Source organism: Pseudomonas sp. SJZ074 (genome assembly GCF_007828215.1).
In the GTDB taxonomy this organism is placed as follows: Bacteria; Pseudomonadota; Gammaproteobacteria; order Pseudomonadales; family Pseudomonadaceae; genus Aquipseudomonas.
On record NZ_VIUE01000002.1, the window covers coordinates 337,558 to 354,056 of the forward strand.

Annotated in this window: 14 protein-coding genes; 4 read left to right on the plus strand and 10 right to left on the minus strand. The window is 59.8% G+C overall.

The annotated features are described in order from the left end of the window. Positions 1 to 53: 53 nt before the first annotated feature. Positions 54 to 1,298: a hypothetical protein gene (locus tag FBX99_RS03855; protein WP_145130669.1), complete on the plus strand. Its 1,245-nt coding sequence runs from the start codon at positions 54 to 56 to the stop codon at positions 1,296 to 1,298. 167 nt (positions 1,299 to 1,465) lie between these two features. On the opposite strand, the gene FBX99_RS03860 is transcribed toward FBX99_RS03855, so the two are convergent. The 4 genes from FBX99_RS03860 to FBX99_RS03875 are packed head-to-tail and all read right to left on the minus strand — an operon-like array spanning position 1,466 to position 5,445. Beyond that, positions 1,466 to 2,299: a hypothetical protein gene (locus FBX99_RS03860; RefSeq protein WP_145130671.1), complete on the minus strand. Its 834-nt coding sequence runs from the start codon at positions 2,297 to 2,299 to the stop codon at positions 1,466 to 1,468. 32 nt (positions 2,300 to 2,331) lie between these two features. Beyond that, positions 2,332 to 3,321 carry a PAAR-like domain-containing protein gene (locus FBX99_RS03865; RefSeq protein ID WP_144922404.1) on the minus strand — a complete coding sequence of 330 codons (990 nt, stop codon included), beginning with the start codon at positions 3,319 to 3,321 and terminating at the stop codon, positions 2,332 to 2,334. Position 3,322: 1 nt separating this feature from the next. Further along, entirely contained in the window at positions 3,323 to 4,354 is a 1,032-nt protein-coding gene (locus FBX99_RS03870) for a hypothetical protein (RefSeq protein ID WP_145130673.1), read from the minus strand. Then, positions 4,351 to 5,445, minus strand: a complete 1,095-nt coding sequence (locus tag FBX99_RS03875) for a DUF2169 domain-containing protein (protein ID WP_178111850.1) — start codon at positions 5,443 to 5,445, stop codon at positions 4,351 to 4,353. Before FBX99_RS03875 ends, FBX99_RS03870 begins: the two co-directional genes overlap by 4 nt. A 365-nt stretch (positions 5,446 to 5,810) precedes the next feature. On the opposite strand from FBX99_RS03875, the gene FBX99_RS03880 reads away from it, so the two are divergent. The 3 genes from FBX99_RS03880 to FBX99_RS03890 all read left to right on the plus strand — a co-directional run bounded on the left by FBX99_RS03880 (position 5,811) and on the right by FBX99_RS03890 (position 9,827). After that, complete coding sequence (locus FBX99_RS03880; protein ID WP_144922413.1) at positions 5,811 to 8,012, plus strand: type VI secretion system Vgr family protein; 2,202 nt, start codon at positions 5,811 to 5,813, stop codon at positions 8,010 to 8,012. A gap of 17 nt (positions 8,013 to 8,029) precedes the next feature. Then, the gene (locus tag FBX99_RS03885) at positions 8,030 to 8,488 is read left to right on the plus strand and encodes a DUF6484 domain-containing protein (protein WP_144922416.1); all 459 of its coding nucleotides are present in this window, start codon (positions 8,030 to 8,032) and stop codon (positions 8,486 to 8,488) included. Positions 8,489 to 8,564: 76 nt separating this feature from the next. Then, positions 8,565 to 9,827, plus strand: a complete 1,263-nt coding sequence (locus FBX99_RS03890; RefSeq protein ID WP_145130675.1) for a TIGR02270 family protein — start codon at positions 8,565 to 8,567, stop codon at positions 9,825 to 9,827. A 3-nt stretch (positions 9,828 to 9,830) separates the two neighbouring features. Here the strand turns inward: FBX99_RS03890 and FBX99_RS03895 are convergent, their stop codons facing one another. The 6 genes from FBX99_RS03895 to FBX99_RS03920 form a co-directional block, all read right to left on the minus strand. Beyond that, complete coding sequence (locus tag FBX99_RS03895) at positions 9,831 to 10,256, minus strand: DUF1810 domain-containing protein (protein ID WP_145130677.1); 426 nt, start codon at positions 10,254 to 10,256, stop codon at positions 9,831 to 9,833. 72 nt (positions 10,257 to 10,328) lie between these two features. Further along, complete coding sequence (locus tag FBX99_RS03900) at positions 10,329 to 11,021, minus strand: type 1 glutamine amidotransferase domain-containing protein (RefSeq protein WP_144922425.1); 693 nt, start codon at positions 11,019 to 11,021, stop codon at positions 10,329 to 10,331. Between the two features lie 101 nt (positions 11,022 to 11,122). Next, the gene (locus FBX99_RS03905; RefSeq protein WP_144922427.1) at positions 11,123 to 12,376 is read right to left on the minus strand and encodes an OprD family porin; all 1,254 of its coding nucleotides are present in this window, start codon (positions 12,374 to 12,376) and stop codon (positions 11,123 to 11,125) included. Positions 12,377 to 12,467: 91 nt separating this feature from the next. After that, a complete protein-coding gene (locus FBX99_RS03910; protein ID WP_144922430.1) occupies positions 12,468 to 13,772 on the minus strand; it encodes a CitMHS family transporter in 1,305 nt (434 codons plus the stop codon). Positions 13,773 to 13,911: 139 nt separating this feature from the next. After that, complete coding sequence (locus FBX99_RS03915; RefSeq protein ID WP_144922433.1) at positions 13,912 to 15,237, minus strand: dicarboxylate/amino acid:cation symporter; 1,326 nt, start codon at positions 15,235 to 15,237, stop codon at positions 13,912 to 13,914. Positions 15,238 to 15,277: 40 nt separating this feature from the next. Further along, positions 15,278 to 16,360: a 4-oxalomesaconate tautomerase gene (locus FBX99_RS03920; RefSeq protein ID WP_144922436.1), complete on the minus strand. Its 1,083-nt coding sequence runs from the start codon at positions 16,358 to 16,360 to the stop codon at positions 15,278 to 15,280. Positions 16,361 to 16,499 lie beyond the last annotated feature (139 nt).

Consider the following 16,499-nt stretch of genomic DNA (forward strand, 5'->3'; position numbering starts at 1 on the left):
TTTAGCTACCGTCTCCTAGCATGATATTAAAATACCATCAAAGCAGGGACGCCATGGAATACCCCAAGCTGATTGCCGCTCTTTTCGTTGCCGGGGAGTGCGCCCTTTCCTCGCCTGCAACCTGGGGGTTTGAAATTAACCCCTGCCTCAGGGTGCTGGTCTACAACACTTATTACCTTGATCAAGCGCCGACCAGGGACTGGAATCTTTGCAAGAAAACAGACCTGATCGCGGGGTATGCCAATGGCAAATATTCAAAAGGGACCGTCCATGAGCATATGACCAATTTCGCCATTGACGAGTACCGCGGCGCCGACTTTGAAGGTTTCCTGGTCCGCAAGAGACAGACTGACAATTCCAAGCCCAGACAACTCATTTTTGAATACATGAATGACCCAGAGTGGGCCAAGTCGCCAAGCAGGACTCCTCACAACACCTTTGCAATCATCTATGGCAGTTGGTGGAACGATGATCCTTTGATGTATACGTGGGGTGAAAGTAAAGACTTCAGAAATGGGCTGTGGAATCTAAATGGCCAGTTCAAGCCAGAATCTAAAAAGTACGCTGGGGGCCGCGAAGATTGTGAGGTTGAGGGGACAAATCATCTTGGTTGGAACTCTCACTATGGAAATCTCCAATACCTCCACTTCATGTCTAGCCAAATGCTCAAGGAGGCCAATGAAGAGGCGCGATTAGAAGAAACCACAAGGCTGGCTCTCGTGTGGATCAAGTTCGCTTATGACGTGGCGACGGGCGATACGCCATTCGACGCACCTCTCACACCTCAAATCGAAGCCAGCTTGAGGCTCCCCTCGATAGCTCTAAATCAATGCGTTAAGCAAGAAAACGTAAAAATTCGGACGCTCTTTGCCCGCTCTGGCGTTCCCATCGATGATCGAAACAAGCGCACACCTGATGTGGCGCTCGGCAGCATATTTCATATTTTCCAGGACTCATTCTCCCCTGCTCACACCTGCCGCAAGGAGGAAGTTGTCGACGGTAGTCATTACGCCGTCCTGACTCAAGCCTACAACTATCGGGTGCAGGCTAAGGACAAGCATGGTGGTGACGAGCACAGCTTCAACGACAAATATCCGGGCTGGCTTTTGACCTATGCCCGGGATGGAAATCACGTGTATGCCAATGATCCTGTGGTGGTTGGGGCTTGGATGCTAAGCGCCGTGGATACAAAGGCACCTTGGGAATCTGTGGAGAAGCATCTTCGCGAAACCATTTTTAGAAAGCGCTCCGCCGGTGTCGCTGACCAATCCCCTTGCATAGGAAAACGCTCCTTATGAGGCTGAAGATATGGTCAGCGCGGCTCAGCAGGAAGCTGCGACGTTCGTTGGTATGGCACGCAGACAACTCAGGTCCTGCGCGATCAGATGTTCCGGCTCTGCGAGGCGCGCAGGAATGGCGCCATTAGCGATGTGGAGCACCAGATGCTGCTGACTCGAAATCAGCGTTAATCCGGAATGCGATGCCCAAAGAAATAACGGACGCCACTTTCGAATCCACTGGCATGTGAGTCTTCGAGAAAAGCTTCCAGAAGGGCTGAGGCCTGCATCGGTCTGAACACCCGATCATGGTAGAAGGAAGAGCAGTCGATGCCGGTCGCACATTCGAAGCGCCGGCGCAGTTCGAATGGGAAGCAAGGTTCTCGCAGGCGCCGTAGAATCCGCTGGGCCAGGCCAATCACGCTCAGCGGTTCACCGCCGTCGACACAGACCTGATCCGTACCGAATCTACCCGCCAGTTCGGCGCATCTGTTCAACACCGCGTTGCGATAGCTGTCCAGTGAATCATAGTCCTGATGGTCGCAAAGTTCGTATCCCGTCTCCAGGCAAGCCGAGAGATGTACTGGCAGTATCTCGGCGTCGCTGATGGTCGCGACCCGTTCGAATGCAGCGAGAACAATGGGCATGTCGGCCAGCTTTCCGCGCCGCGTGAGCACTGCGCCCCAGGCCAGCGTGAGCTCAAGACCCACTTCTTCGGATGCCAGTCGTACTGCGAGAGTGTCGACAGTATAAGTCGGTCCGGCATCGCCTAACAGTTCCGCGCATAGGCGTCGGTTGACCGGATGGGTGTCCCCGCTGCCCAACTCGACGAGCCCTGGCAGTAGACTGAAATCGCCAAGTTTTGCCCGCCGCAAGGCTTCCAACCACTGAAAGTAGTCACCCTCCTGCGGCAACTGCCCGACTTCCCTTCCGGGAGGCATGGTCACTGCGTCAGGGTAGGCAAAATATCCCCGCCCCTGCCAGTCGACCATTTCGGGGTTGCCATAACGACTCCACTCCATTGTCACTCCTCACAATCGTCGCTTGCGTCGTTTCAGGCTTTTGAGGCCAATGACTGCAGCGTACCAAAGCGCTTGTCCAGATTCCGACATACAGGACACAAGTCGCCGTTTTTCTCAAGATTACCTTCACCGACGGGACAGCCGCCGGCCGCAGCCTTGGGAACCAGGTGATTGACCTGACGCTCGTCCTGAATCTCGGCCTGCACCGGCGCGCGCCCCAGCTTCGGCGTCAAATTTGCAATCACTTGTGCTTCGCTCGGTACGTTGAAAACCCCTTGGTACGTGTCACGCAGGCTGTTCCAGGCACTTTTGTTCGCCTGCCGTTCCGCTGGTGTCACGGGTCGCCTGAATACGTTGCAAGGCGCAGACGGAACGAGCCGGCTGCTGCAGGTGCAAGGCGGCGTTGCCGTCTTGCGATTGTTCACGTCGTTCATCAAGGCGGTGTATGCAGCCGCATGGGGGGCCACATTGCCGGCAGAGTCTTTCATGTACCAATCGTCCATCGTCATCGGTTTACCGGCGGAATGACGAGGCCCATTGCAACACGCGCATTTGTAAGGCCTTTCATCTTCCAATTCGCCCCAACCCACTGCTTCAAGATTCGGATTGGGAGCCCCCACACCAGGCGCGCTGGCATGATTGCTGGTGGTGATGTCGCAGTGTCGGCAGACATACTTGCCCTCGATCTGAACATCCATCGACCAGGCCTGGAAGTAGGTCTTGCCCGTAATCTGGTGCGTGATCACCGACATTCCCCAGGCCCGGGTTGCCGCTTCGTCACCAAGCATGGAAGGCTGGTAATAGGACTGTTGTGACAACGCTGCCGGCTTACGTTGCAGCATGACCGTCCTGGAGCCCTGTTTAAGCGCCGACGAGAAGGAAGTGTCCGGATAAGGAATCGGAATCGGCCCGGCAGGAGGCCCTGGCGGCGAAAGGCAGACATCGGGAAACGAGGCGATCACTTTGCCCATGCCGGCTTTTCCGGCGATCTCATTGCTGTTGGCATAAACCTCGTGCGACATGTCAGCGCTCCCTCACTGTGCCACTGATAACGGCTGCTGCGCGGGCACCGTTCGCTGACGAGCTGTGTACCAGTGCAATCGGACCGGGGGCGTAGCCACGCGCAAACGCTTGTTCAAGCCAAGCGATTTGTATCGCTCCCAACGCCGCTCCACAATCGCCAACATAGCTCGCCGGATGCCATAGATCCTGGGTCGGGCGGGTTTGCCGCATCAGGCGAGACTGGACCAGGGCCAGGTCCTCGAACCCATAGGCTTCGCCCGACACATCGCTCAAACGCCAAGCGATGTCGTGCATGGCAACGCCTGCTTGTGCGATGGCCGCTGCGACAGCCGTGGTCATCCCCAGGCCCAGTTGCGGCTCGTCATTGAGCACTGTGGCGGCATCGTTGCCAGTACCCAAGCCACGAACGACCAAGGGCGCGGCACTCATCGGCTTGCGACTGACGAGCAGCACCGCAGCGCCTTCCCCCGGAATCACGCCATCCGAGCGTAGCGTGGTCTTGAGCCGGCCGCTGTGCTCCAACCAGAGCAAACAGCGGGGATCGGCGAGGGAATCGACCGCCACGATCAGGCAGGCGTCACGGTCGGCCTGGTCCATGGCGCGCTCTGCCAGACTCAACGCTTCGATGCTTGCAACATGCCCAAGGGCCACATGGGCAGCGCCTTTACGTTGCAACAGCCATCCTGATCGCGCCTCGACTTGCGTCACGATGCCGTCGATGCGCGAGCCAGGCCTTTGTGGCTCGGACGTGCAGAGAAGCAGCGGCAGCTCGCTTAGATCCGCACGATCCGCCAATGTGGCACGGCTTTGACCCAACACCTGAATAAGCATTTCGACGAGCCGTGAACGCCCGTGGAGATCCTCCGCCACCGTTGGCACTCTCGCACCCATGATCGGTTCCAGGCCATCTTCGACCCACGGCAATTCGTTGAAGCCGCTGATCCCCGCACGCATTGCTGCAGCGGCGGCCACGGGTGACAGGCCGACTGCGCAGACCAACCCCAGGCAAGACAGGTAGACGGGCTGCATCATGTCTTCGTCTCCCCATGTCCGAATGAGGTGACCAGGTCTGACAGGTTGGCGAAATGCGGTTTACCGTGCGGGTCTGTATAACGGCGCCTGCCGACCTGTATTTCTCTCAGTTGCGCCAGTTTGCGAGGCAGCGACACCGATGTCCTGCCGAGTAACGTAAGCCGGGCACAACCGGGCTCGAGGATAACGGTGTCAGCGTTGATGGCCGCCTGCACCTGGCGATTTTCGAAGAGGAAGGTGATCGGGATGTCGAAGGCCGGCGTTTGAGCGACGAACGACCCACCCGGACTCATATTGGCACAGGTAAAGCGTGTGCCGGCTTCCAGACGATCCAACTGCTGATCGAGCGGTGCCGCCTGGAAATAACGGACGTCGAAATTTTCCGGCAGGAAGGGCCGGCGTGTCTCGAACCAGTGCCGGTCGTATGTCCCGGCAAAACCGATACGCGGGTGCCAGCCCCGGCCGATGGGCGCAAACCCAATGGGTTGCGGCTTATCCGTCCAAGCCCCCGTCAGATCGTCTGGGCGCTCCACGTTTGGCAATCTCGTATTGAGGATGCTGTCGTCCCGGTCATTCAAATGGAAACCAACACCGGTGGGATTGCGAAGATCGCTGCCACGTTTCGTCTCGTCGTCATGGGATTGATCGCTGCCGCCAAAAGCACGATCCCAGGAAAGCGGTATCGAGGTGAAGGGTGACGGCGGCGACGCCACGATCCCGGTAACACCGAGCGTCCAAACGCGATCGCCACTCACCACTGCAAGCTTATGGATACCCGCACCCGCGAAGCCGACGTGTAGCCGGGTCACGGGTTCACCCTTCGGAGAAACAGCCGAGGCGTGGACCAGCACATCGACGCGTGGTTTCACCGGCGCGAAGTCAGACTCGAAACGGACCGATGTCGTGCCGGGATCGCCGTGATGCTGGTCGCAATAGACAAAGGGGATCTGCTCCGATGCAGGCACGCAGCCGCCCTGATCGTTAACGTCAAAGGTCGCCCTGACAACCACAACGCAGTGCTTCTGTCCGCTTTTGTCTGTTGAAACAAAGCGTTCGGCGAGAAACGGAGTGGTATTGCTGGTGATCTGCATAGTGCTCTGGTGACTCGTGCACATAGCCTGGCAACAGTCTTGAGGGCATGAACACCCTATGCTGTGGCGCTACGAGCCCACACCTCCCTTCCTTGGCGCACGCCTGCGTTGTTGTACTGCAACGATAGCATGCCGCTGGTTTGGCGCTTGGCCCGGCTCTTTGACCATAAGACGCGTAACAACCCCTCCATTCCCGTCTACGCTAGCTGAACGAGGCTAACGCGTACGACAACCCCGGTCCGTAGAAAACGGATGGGACTGAGCATCGAATAGACCGATAGGGAGATCAACCTGTGATGGATAGACAGCGCTATGCAGTCAAGACGGCCCACTGACGTCCAGACCCCAGCCAGAGGGCGCCGTTGATGTCACTCACGCAAAACACCCGCCTGGTGCAGGTCGACAGCCCCCTTGGTGATAACGTCCTGCTGCTGCAAAGCATGGACGGCGGTGAAGAATTAGGTCGGTGTTTTCACTACGAACTGGATCTGACCTCCGAGGACCGGGCGATTACCTTCGATCAGTTGTTGGGCAAGCCGATGGGCGTGACCCTGGAACTGTACGAGGGCGGTAAACGCTACTTCCACGGGATTGTCTGCAGTTGCCGTCAGTTGACCGGCCATGGTCAGTTCGCCGGTTACCGTGTCACGCTGCGGCCCTGGTTCTGGTTGCTCACGCGCACCTCGGATTGCCGGATTTTCCAGAACAAGACCGTGCCGGACATCATCAAGCAGGTGTTCCGTGACCTCGGCTTCTCCGACTTCGAAGACAGTCTGAGCGGCAGTTATCGCGAGTGGGAATACTGCGTGCAGTACCGCGAAACCAGCTTCGATTTCATCAGTCGGTTGATGGAACAGGAAGGCATCTACTATTACTTCCGCCATGAAAAGGCCCGCCATGTACTGGTGCTGGCCGATGCCTACGGCGCCCACTCCACGGTGCCGGACTACGCCTGCGTCCCCTTCTACCCACCCGATCGACAGATGCGCGAGCGCGATCACTTCTACGATTGGCAACTGGCGCGAGAAGTCCAACCCGGTTCCCTGGCGCTGAACGACTATGACTTCCAGCGCCCCCGCGCCAGCCTTGAAGTACGCTCCAGTGTCATGCGCGACCACAGCAACGGCGACTACCCGCTCTATGACTATCCCGGGGAATACCTGCAGAGCAATGACGGTGAACACTACGCACGTACCCGCATCGAAGCCATTCACAGTCAATTCGAGCGGGTGCAGCTGCGTGGTCTCGCTCGCGGGCTGGGTTCCGGCCATTTGTTCACCCTGACCGGCTACGACCGGGCGGACCAGAATCGCGAATACCTGGTGGTGGTCGCACGCTATCAGATTCGCCAGGATCCTTATGAAAGCGGGCAGCCGGACCTGACCGAACAGTTCGTCAGCGAGTTGGACTGCATGGACGCCCACCAGGCCTTCCGCCCTCTCCCGCTGACGCCCATGCCCATTGTCCGCGGGCCGCAGACGGCCGTGGTGGTAGGTCCCAGTGGCGAGGAAATCTGGACCGACCAGTATGGCCGGGTCAAGGTGCATTTCCACTGGGACCGTCATGACCAATCCAACGAGAACAGCTCCTGCTGGATTAGGGTGTCCCAGGCCTGGGCCGGCAAGAATTGGGGTTCGGTGCAAATCCCACGGATCGGTCAGGAGGTGATCGTCAGTTTCCTCGAAGGCGACCCGGACCGGCCGATCATCACCGGCCGCGTCTACAATGCCGAACAGACCGTGCCCTACGGGCTGCCTGCCAATGCCACCCAGAGCGGGGTGAAAAGCCGCTCCAGCAAGGGCGGCTCACCGGCCAATTTCAATGAAATCCGCATGGAGGACAAGAAAGGTTCGGAGCAGCTGTTCATCCACGCCGAAAAGAACCAGGACATCGAGGTCGAGAACGACGAAACCCACTGGGTCGGCCATGACCGCAGCAAGACCATCGACAACGACGAGACCGTGCACGTCAAACACGACCGCACGGAGACGGTGGACAACAACGAAACCATCACCATCGGCGTGAACCGTACCGAGGAGGTGGGCAGCAACGAGAAAATCACCATTGGCGTCAATCGCACCGAGAAAGTCGGCAGCAACGAGACCATCACCATCGGTGCCGACCGCACGGAAAAGGTCGGCGCCAACGAAACCATCACTATCGTCGGCAACCGCAACGAAGACGTCGGCGGTAACGAGACGATCGGCATTTCCGGCAACCGCAATGAATCGGTAAAAGGCAATGAAGGCATCGAGATCAGCGGCAACCAGAGCACCGATATCAATGGCAACCACAGTACCCAGATCGGCCAGAACGAATCCCGTGATGTCGCCCAGAACCGCAGCACCGACATCAAGCAGAACGACAGCCTGGATGTAGGCAAGCATTTTTCCCTCACCGCTGGCGACTCGATCACGCTGACCACCGGGGCGGCCAGTATCACCATGAAGAAGGACGGCACCATCGTGATCAGCGGCAAGAACATCACCCTCGACGGCTCCGGCGCCATCAACATCAAGGCCAACAGGAACGTCGTCGTCAAAGGCCAGAAGATCCTGCAGAACTAGCCCACGGAGTGGCCGCTATGACCGTTGAATACCACCTTCGCGCAACTACTACCTCCGCGCCAATGCGCGTGGAAGGCGTGGTGATTGGCGTATTGCTGGACGTGCCCAGGGTGGACGCCCCGGTGGTGGCTTTTCCCGGCTGTCCCGGTGAAACAGGCCTCGCCGCACGCACCACCACTCCACTGAACCGCGAAGACATCGGCGTCCAGGTCGCGTTGATGTTCGAGGCGGGCGACCCGGCACGGCCGCTGGTGATCGGCCGTATCCAGCGTCTGGAAGAGCCTGCAACACCCGCGCTCGCCCATCTGGATGGCGAACGCCTGGAGTTCAGCGCCGAACGGGAAATCGTCCTGCGCTGCGGCAAGGCCAGCATCACCCTGACCCGCGCGGGAAAAGTCATCATCCGCGGCGCCTACCTCTCCAGCCGATCCAGCGGGGTCAACCGCATCAAGGGGGGTTCGGTGCAGATCAACTAGAAAGCAGGCGCCCTACTCAAATTCGATGGCAACCAGTGGCAGCGGTTGATATGCCCACACAACACATGAATGTCCCATGAACAACTCGCTGTTGCTGATAATCGAGCAGCACGCCGAAGAGGCCAGCTTCCTTGCCAACCTGCGTGACTACGCCGCGCGCGCACCGCATTTCGACATCGAACACCTCGGCACACTCGATAACCGCCTGGACGCTCACCTCGACGGGTTGCGTATCGCAGCCCAGGACGGCCTGGAAACGCTCCTGGCGCAACTTGGCCCTCATGCCATCGGCGAAATGTTTGCCTGTGCGGTGCTGGCCTTCGAGTCGGCCAATGGCAAGGTATTGTCGCGGCTGAGCGAACACCTGCGAGGCGCCGCAGAAACGGAACGCGGTTATCTGATGGCCTTGGGCTGGCTCGACTGGGAGCGGCTAGCGCCCTGGATCGAGCGCATGCTCGCCGCACCTGAGCCGATGTTTCGCCGACTCGGCCTGGCCGCCTGCGGCATGCATCGGCACGACCCGGGCCCCGCCCTGCTTAACGGACTGTGCGACACAGACCCAAGCGTGCTGGCCCGTGCCGCCCGTACCGCCGGCGAACTGCGCCGGCGCGACTTACTGCCCAACCTCCGCGCCCACTGCCGGCACCCGGATCCAGCCCCCCGTTTCTGGGCCAACTGGGCCACCGTCCAGATGGGCGATCAGCAGCCCCTGGAACCCCTACGCCACTTCGCCGAGCAACCGGGCGAATTTCAATACCGCGCGCTCAGTGTGTTACTGGCCTGGCAAGAACGCGAGACCAGCATCACCTGGATACGCCAGTGGGTGCAGAACCCCAGGCATCTGCGCATCGGCATCCAGGCCCTTGGATTGCTGGGTGATCCGGCTTGCGTACCCTGGCTGCTCCAGCAGATGAGCGACCCGCCTTACGCCCGCGTGGCCGGTGAAGCATTCAGCCTGATCACCGGCGCCGACCTGGCGCTACTCGACCTGGACTTGCAGGACCTGCCGGACTTCGAAGCGGGCCCGAACGACGACCCTGAGGACCCGAACGTCGCCATGGACCCCGATGAAAACCTGCCATGGCCCGACCCTCAATCCATAGAAGCCTGGTGGCAGGCCAATGGAGGGCATTTGCAGGTGGGTACCCGGTACCTGCTGGGATTGGCACACAGTGAACAGGCGTTTGAACAGGTACTGATTCTCGGCCAGCAACGCCAGCGCATTGCCGCCGCCTGCGGGCTGGCCCGTTTTCGGCCGGACGAGGTACTTTTTCCCACCAGTGCGCCGACCTGGCGGCAAAAGCGGTTGCTGGGCATGACGGCGGCGTCCGGAGGTTAATCATCAGTCCCCCAACAGCAGAAGCGTCTTGGGATCGGGTTCACCCGAATAGAACTGATCGAGCGCCTCTGGGTACAGAGTCGACTCCGGCCGCGCTGTCATGAACAGCGTGAGACAAGAGCGAAACTTCAGATCGTCGGGCGAACCGAAGATCTGCCCGGCGCTCAGGTCGCGGTGTTGCAGTACAGTGGTCACACACAACTCCAACCGAGGGCCGAGCACCTCGTGCTGCAGATACGCGCAGGCTTCGGCCACGCCAGAGATAGCGAACCGAGCCGCCATCTCGGTACGACCAAGGCCCTGCAACTGCGGAAAGATGAACCACATCCAGTGACTTGTTTTCCGACCTGCCTGCAGCTCGTTCATGACACGGCTGAACACCGGGGCCTGGGCTTCGACAAAACGGGCCAGGTTGTAAATGTCATGCATGATGCGTTTCCCTCCACCCGCCGGCCGCATCGCTGCGGCCGGCAGTGTCCGTTCCAGCGAATACCCCATGGCTCAGGCCGACTGTTCCTGCTTCAGACGCTTGAGCAATGCATGGGCGGCGGCTTCGGAAGACGCCGGATTCTGGCCGGTGATCAAATGCCCGTCCTCGACCACATAGCTGGCCCAGTCCGCCCCCTTGGAATACTCGCCGCCCTTGGCCTTGAGCATGTCTTCCACCAGGAACGGCACCACCTGCGTCAACCCCACCGCCTCCTCTTCGGAGTTGGTGAACCCGGTCACCTTTTTACCTTTCACAATCGGCTGGCCGTTCGGGGCATTGACGTTCTTGAACACGCCGGGCGCATGGCAGACGGCGGCAATGGGTTTATTAGACTCGTAGAAGGCTTCGATCAGGACCTTGGAGTCGGTGTTCTCAGCCAGATCCCAGAGCGGGCCGTGGCCTCCTGGGTAAAATACCGCATCGAAAGCATAGGGGTCGATCTCACCCAGCGGCACCGTGTCGGCCAATGCCATCTGGGCCTGGGTGTCCGAGCCAAAGCGACGGGTTGCATCGGTTTGCGCGTCCGCTTCGTTGCTCTTGGGGTCCAGCGGTGGTTGTCCGCCCTTCGGGGAGGCGAGCGTGACCGTCGCATTGGCGTCGACGAACACGTAGTAAGGCGCAGCGAATTCCTCCAGCCAGAAACCGGTCTTCTTGCCGGTGTCGCCCAACTGATCGTGAGAGGTAAGAACCATCAGAATGTTCATGTGCATCCAGCCTCCGAGTGTAAACGGGCGAAGTGGGCTCGCCCTGCATTACTCTCAGAGGCCGTGTTGGGGCAGACGTTCAAGCGGGTTGGACCAACGTCCTACCAAAGCGCAACATCATAGGTGAAGTAGATTCGATTGCTGTCACGGCCCCGTGAGAAATCCGAGCGATAGACGTAGTTGCGCAGCTTCATCCCCACCCCCTTGAACGTGCCGTGCTGCACGACATAAGCGATTTCGGCATCACGCTCCCATTCCTTCACAGTGCTGTTGGACTGGCCATCGTTGCCACTCAGGTAGCGGCTGGAAAACGTGAGGCCTGGTACACCGAGGCGGGCAAAATCGTAGCCATAGCCGAGCATCCAGGTCTTCTCGTCCTCCTCGATGAACTTGCCAATCCCGGCATTGCTGAAGGAATAAACCGTGGCACCGCTGATGTACGGCAAGCCGGCCTCACCGCTGAGCGCCTGGTAGCCAGCACTGAGCGTATGACCAGCAACGGCGTAGGACAGCAGGCCACTGAGCATGTCGTTGTCGATCTTGCCGCCGTAGGCCGAACCGGAATCGACGCTGTTGAAGTAGCGCAGGTCGCCGGTCAACACCCCGCTGCCCAGCGGCAGGTCGTGTTGGATGCCGGCAAAGTTCTGTCGGTAGAAGTTCTCGAGCTCGCCGTAGAAGTAGCTCAAGCGGGTGTTTTTCCCCAGTTTGTAATCGGCACCGGCGTAGTTGAAGTCGCCTGACTGATCGCCAGCGTAACCGTCAGGCACGATCGGCATGCTGTCGCTGGAATCCCGCAGTTTGAAACGCTCCAGATGGCCGCCGGTCAGGGCGAGATTGTCGATGTCAGTACTGCTGACCTGCAGGCCCTGGTAGGTCTGGGGCAACAGTCGCGCGTCGTTGTAGATCAGCACCGGGGTCTTGGGCAGCAAGGTGCCGTACTTGAGCGTGGTCTTGGCCACCCTGGCCTTGGCGGTCATCCCCGCGCTGGCAAACTCATCGGCGGCGCGACCATCGTCATGCACAGGTAACAGACCGGTGCCACTGCGGCCACGCCCGGAGTCGAGCTTGACCCCGAGCAGCCCCAGGGCATCGACGCCAAAGCCAACGGTGCCGGGGGTAAAACCCGACTGGTAATCCAACAGAAAGCCTTGGGCCCATTCTGTGCGCTCGCTCTTCGCGGTTCTCGCGGCTCGCGCGCTCATTCCGTGCTCGTCGCGAAAATTCTCGTTGAAGTAGACGTTGCGCAATTGCAGTTTGAGCTTGCTGTCGTCGATAAAACCCTCGGCGTTGGCGGCGGCCAGCGGCAACAGGCCAAGCATAGGAAATACAGCCCCACGGATCAGAGAAGTGTGCATATCGGTTTCTCGTTGTTGTTATTTGGCGTGCAAGCCAGCGCACACCCCGGCGACGAGGCGTGACAGGCGCAAAACGAAGGTGTCGGGTGGTTCAGGAAAACAGGGTCAGCGCACCGGTCAGCAAGGCCAGCGCGGTAATCACCAGGGAGGTGAGCACGGCCCACTTGACGGTCGCTTTCTGGAAGTCGCCCAGGTCACGATCGACCATGCCCACCAGCAGCAAGGTCGACGCCACCAGCGGGCTCATCAGGTGCACCGGCTGACCGAGAATCGACGCCCGGGCGATTTCCACCGGATCGATTCCATACGCAGCAGCGGCATTGGCCAGGATGGGCACGACGCCGAAGTAGTAGGCATCGTTGGACAGGACGAAGGTCAGCGGCATGCTGGTGATCGCCACCACCAGCGGGAACAGATGCCCCCACGAGGGCGGAATCCAATCGACCAGGGTCTGCGCCAGGGCGTCGACCATTTTCGTCCCGGAGAAAATCCCGGCGAAGATGCCGGCGGCGAAGACCAGCAGGACCACGGTCATGGCGTTGCCCGAATGGGCAAGAATGCGCTCTTTCTGGATGTCCAGTTGCGGATAGTTGATCATCAGCGCCAGGACGAACCCGATCAGGAACAGGATCGCCGAGTGCATGAGCCCCATCACCAGGGCCGCCATGACCGCGATCACCAGGAGCAGATTGACGTAAGCCAGTTTAGGGCGTTTGTGCGGGGTGTCTTCGATGATCGCCTTGATATAACAATCTCCGCCGCCGCTTTGCAGCTGGACGTTGCCAATGCGCTTGCGTTCGGCACGGCCCAGCAGGAATGCGGTGAACACCACCCACATCGCACCGCCGATCATGGTCGGCAGCAAGGGCACGAAGTAATCGCCGGCATCCAGGCCCAGTGCCGCGATCGCTCGGGTCGCCGGGCCGCCCCAGGGGGTCATGCCACTCATGATGCTCAAGGACAGCATCGCCACCGTCGCGAGGATCATCGGGTTCATGCCGATGCGCTTGTACAACGGCAGCATGGCGGCGCAGGTAATCATGTAGGTCGTCGTGCCATCACCGTCCAACGCCACCACCAGCGACAGCAAGGCCGTGCCGACAGCGATTTTCATCGGGTCGCCATTGACCCGCTTGAGAATCTTGCGGATCAGTGGATCGAACAGGCCGGCGTCGATCATCAGGCCAAAAAACAGGATCGCGAACAGCAACAAGGCTGCCGAAGGCGCAACCATCTTCAAGCCGTCCAGCATCATTTTGCCGGTGGTGCCGCCGAACCCACCGATCACCGCAAAGACAATGGGCACGATCGTCAGGGCAACGATCGGCGACAGGCGTTTTGTCATTATCAGGAAGGTGAAGACCACCACCATGGCCAAGCCAAGTAAAGCGAGCATAGGTCAGTTCTCTTGTTGTTATTCGTAGCTTTACCAACACCCAGGCGCACGCCTTCCAACCTGTCAGGCGACACGTTCAGTGTGCCTGGCAGAGGTCAAGAAAGGTGTAGAGCCGTGATATCGAGTTTGCCGTGACCGGCTAGAGATGTTTCGCGGCCTTGGCGTCGTCCCAGGCGTCATGCATAGCCTGGGCCACTGACGGGGAAGGCTTGCCGTCCAGGGTCTGTAACAGCACCTGGCGGTCGCAGGCGTTCTCCGAAATGGCGATCACCACGGTCGCCACCGCGTTGCTCGCCAGGCTCGTCAGTGCCCGGGCTTCCGACATGAATCGGTCAATGCCAATCAACAGGGCCAGGCCGGCCAGCGGGATGTCGTGGATGACCGTCAGGGTCGAGGCCAGTGCGACGAACCCGCTGCCGGTCACTCCCGCGGCGCCCTTGGACGACAACAACATGATCGCCAGCATAGTGACAGTCTGGGTCAGCGTCAGCTCGATGTTGCAAGCCTGCGCGATGAAGATAGCCGCCAGCGACAGGTAGATCGCGGTGCCATCCAGGTTGAATGAGTAGCCGGTCGGCAGCACCAGCCCCACTACCCCTTTCTTGCAACCCAGGGCCTGGAGTTTTTCCAGCATTCGCGGCATCACCGGTTCGGTCGAAGACGTGCCCAGCACCACCAGGAACTCTTCGCGCAGGTAGCGCAGCAGTTTCCATAAGCTGAAGCCATGGGCGCGGCAGATACCGCCCAGGACCGCGAAAACGAAGAAGGCACAGGCGATGTACAAGGTCATGATCAGCTTGGCCAGGCTCCCCAACGAAGTGATGCCGTACTGCCCGACCGTGAACGCCAGGGCGCCGAATGCGCCAATCGGGGCAAAACGCATCAGGTAGGAGAAGATCTTGAACACCATGTGCGAAGCCGATTCCAGTACGTCCAGTACCGGCTTGCCCCGCTCACCCAACGAAGACAGGGCGAAGCCGCAAAGCACCGCGATAAACAGGACCGGCAGTACCTCGCCTTTATTGAAGGCGCCGATAAAGGTATCGGGAATGATGTGCATGAAGAAGTCGACCACCCCCAGCTTCGCCGCCGAGTCGGTGTACTGCGCCAGGCCCTGGGTACTCAAATGGGTCGGGTCGATGTTCATCCCGGCTCCGGGCTTGAACAGATAGACCGCCGCGAGGCCGATGACCAGGCTGACCACGGTCAAGCCCAGAAACAACAACATCGTCTTGCTCAACAAGCGCCCCAGCGAGCGCTTGTCGCTCATGCCGGCGATGCCCGTGACGATGGTGCAGAACACTACCGGCGCGATCATCATCTTGATCAGCTTGATGAAGGCGTCGCCCAGCGGCTTCAAGGCAATCGCCTGTTGCGACCAGAAGTGCCCGACCACCACGCCCAGCAGCACGGCGCAGATGATCTGGAAGTAGAGCGATTTAACAACTTTCATGGCATCACCCATTTTTAGAATTGTTCTGATGCTAACGACAACGACAGCCTGGCTAACCGGCCAGTCGCTGGGAACCCTTGGCGTAGACGAAACCCGAAAACAGTCGGCGCGCGGTCCGCACCACCGAGGCGCGGATGGTCTCACCCTTTTCCCCGGCATAGGACAAAACAACGTCGATACCGCCGCTCGGATGCTCGATGCGGACCCGCTGCAAACGGGGCTCGCTGACGCCGCCGATCAATCCGGCGGCCACACTGCCTGCGGTCACACACGCGGTAGCAAGCCCGATGGAGCCGGTAATCGCCAGCGCCCGATGGCAGTTGTGCGGCATGAAGTAGCGCACCTGGAGCGTTCCGCCAGACTTTGCCGGCGACACCAGCACCGGCTTGGGAATCACCTTGTCGCTGACATCGCCCAGGCCCATGGCCAGCCCGGCTTTGAGCCGCAGGGACTCCAGGCGTTGCAGAAAGGCTTTATCGGCATCCAGCTCGGCGGGGCTTTCGTCGCCGCGCTTGCCGAACTGACTCGCTTCGACGATGACCATGGGCATGGCCATGTCGATGCAGGTCACCACAATGCCGTCGATGACGTCCTGCGATTGCCCGGTGGGGAAGAGTTTGCCCGTCTTGCTGCCCGCCGCATCCAGGAACGTCAGTTCCACCGGCGCGGCAGTGCCCGGAACGCCATCGATGGCAGTGTCTCCCTCATAGCTGACCTTGCCCCCCGGGGTTTGCACCTCGGACACGACGAAGGTGCCGGTATTGAGGTTGCGAATGCGCACCGGGGTACGGTCACCGGTCGCCTTGACCAGCCCCTGTTCGATGGCGAACGGGCCGACGGCGCAAAGCATATTGCCGCAATTGGGCGCAGTGTCGACCCGACGTTGGGAGACCATGACCTGGACGAACAGGTAATCGACATCCGCCTCGGGGTGCAACGATGGGCTGACGATTGCCACTTTGCTGGTTTGCGGGCTGCCGCCGCCGATACCGTCGATCTCCAGCTCGTGGCCAGATCCCATCAGATCGAGCAACAGCTCGTCACGTTCCACGATGGCGGCCGGCAGGTCCCAAGCGAGAAACACTGGGCCTTTGGAGGTACCGCCGCGCATGAGCACACAAGGAATTCGTTGCATGAACACTAACTCTTGTTAATCAATCTGGATAATTGATGTTCTGGAGACAAGAGTGGCAGGCTTTGAAAAGTGTTTCCAATGCAAAGATCGGAGACTTTATTGCGTTTAGCGAATCAATCCCCGTAGGATGACTACCACG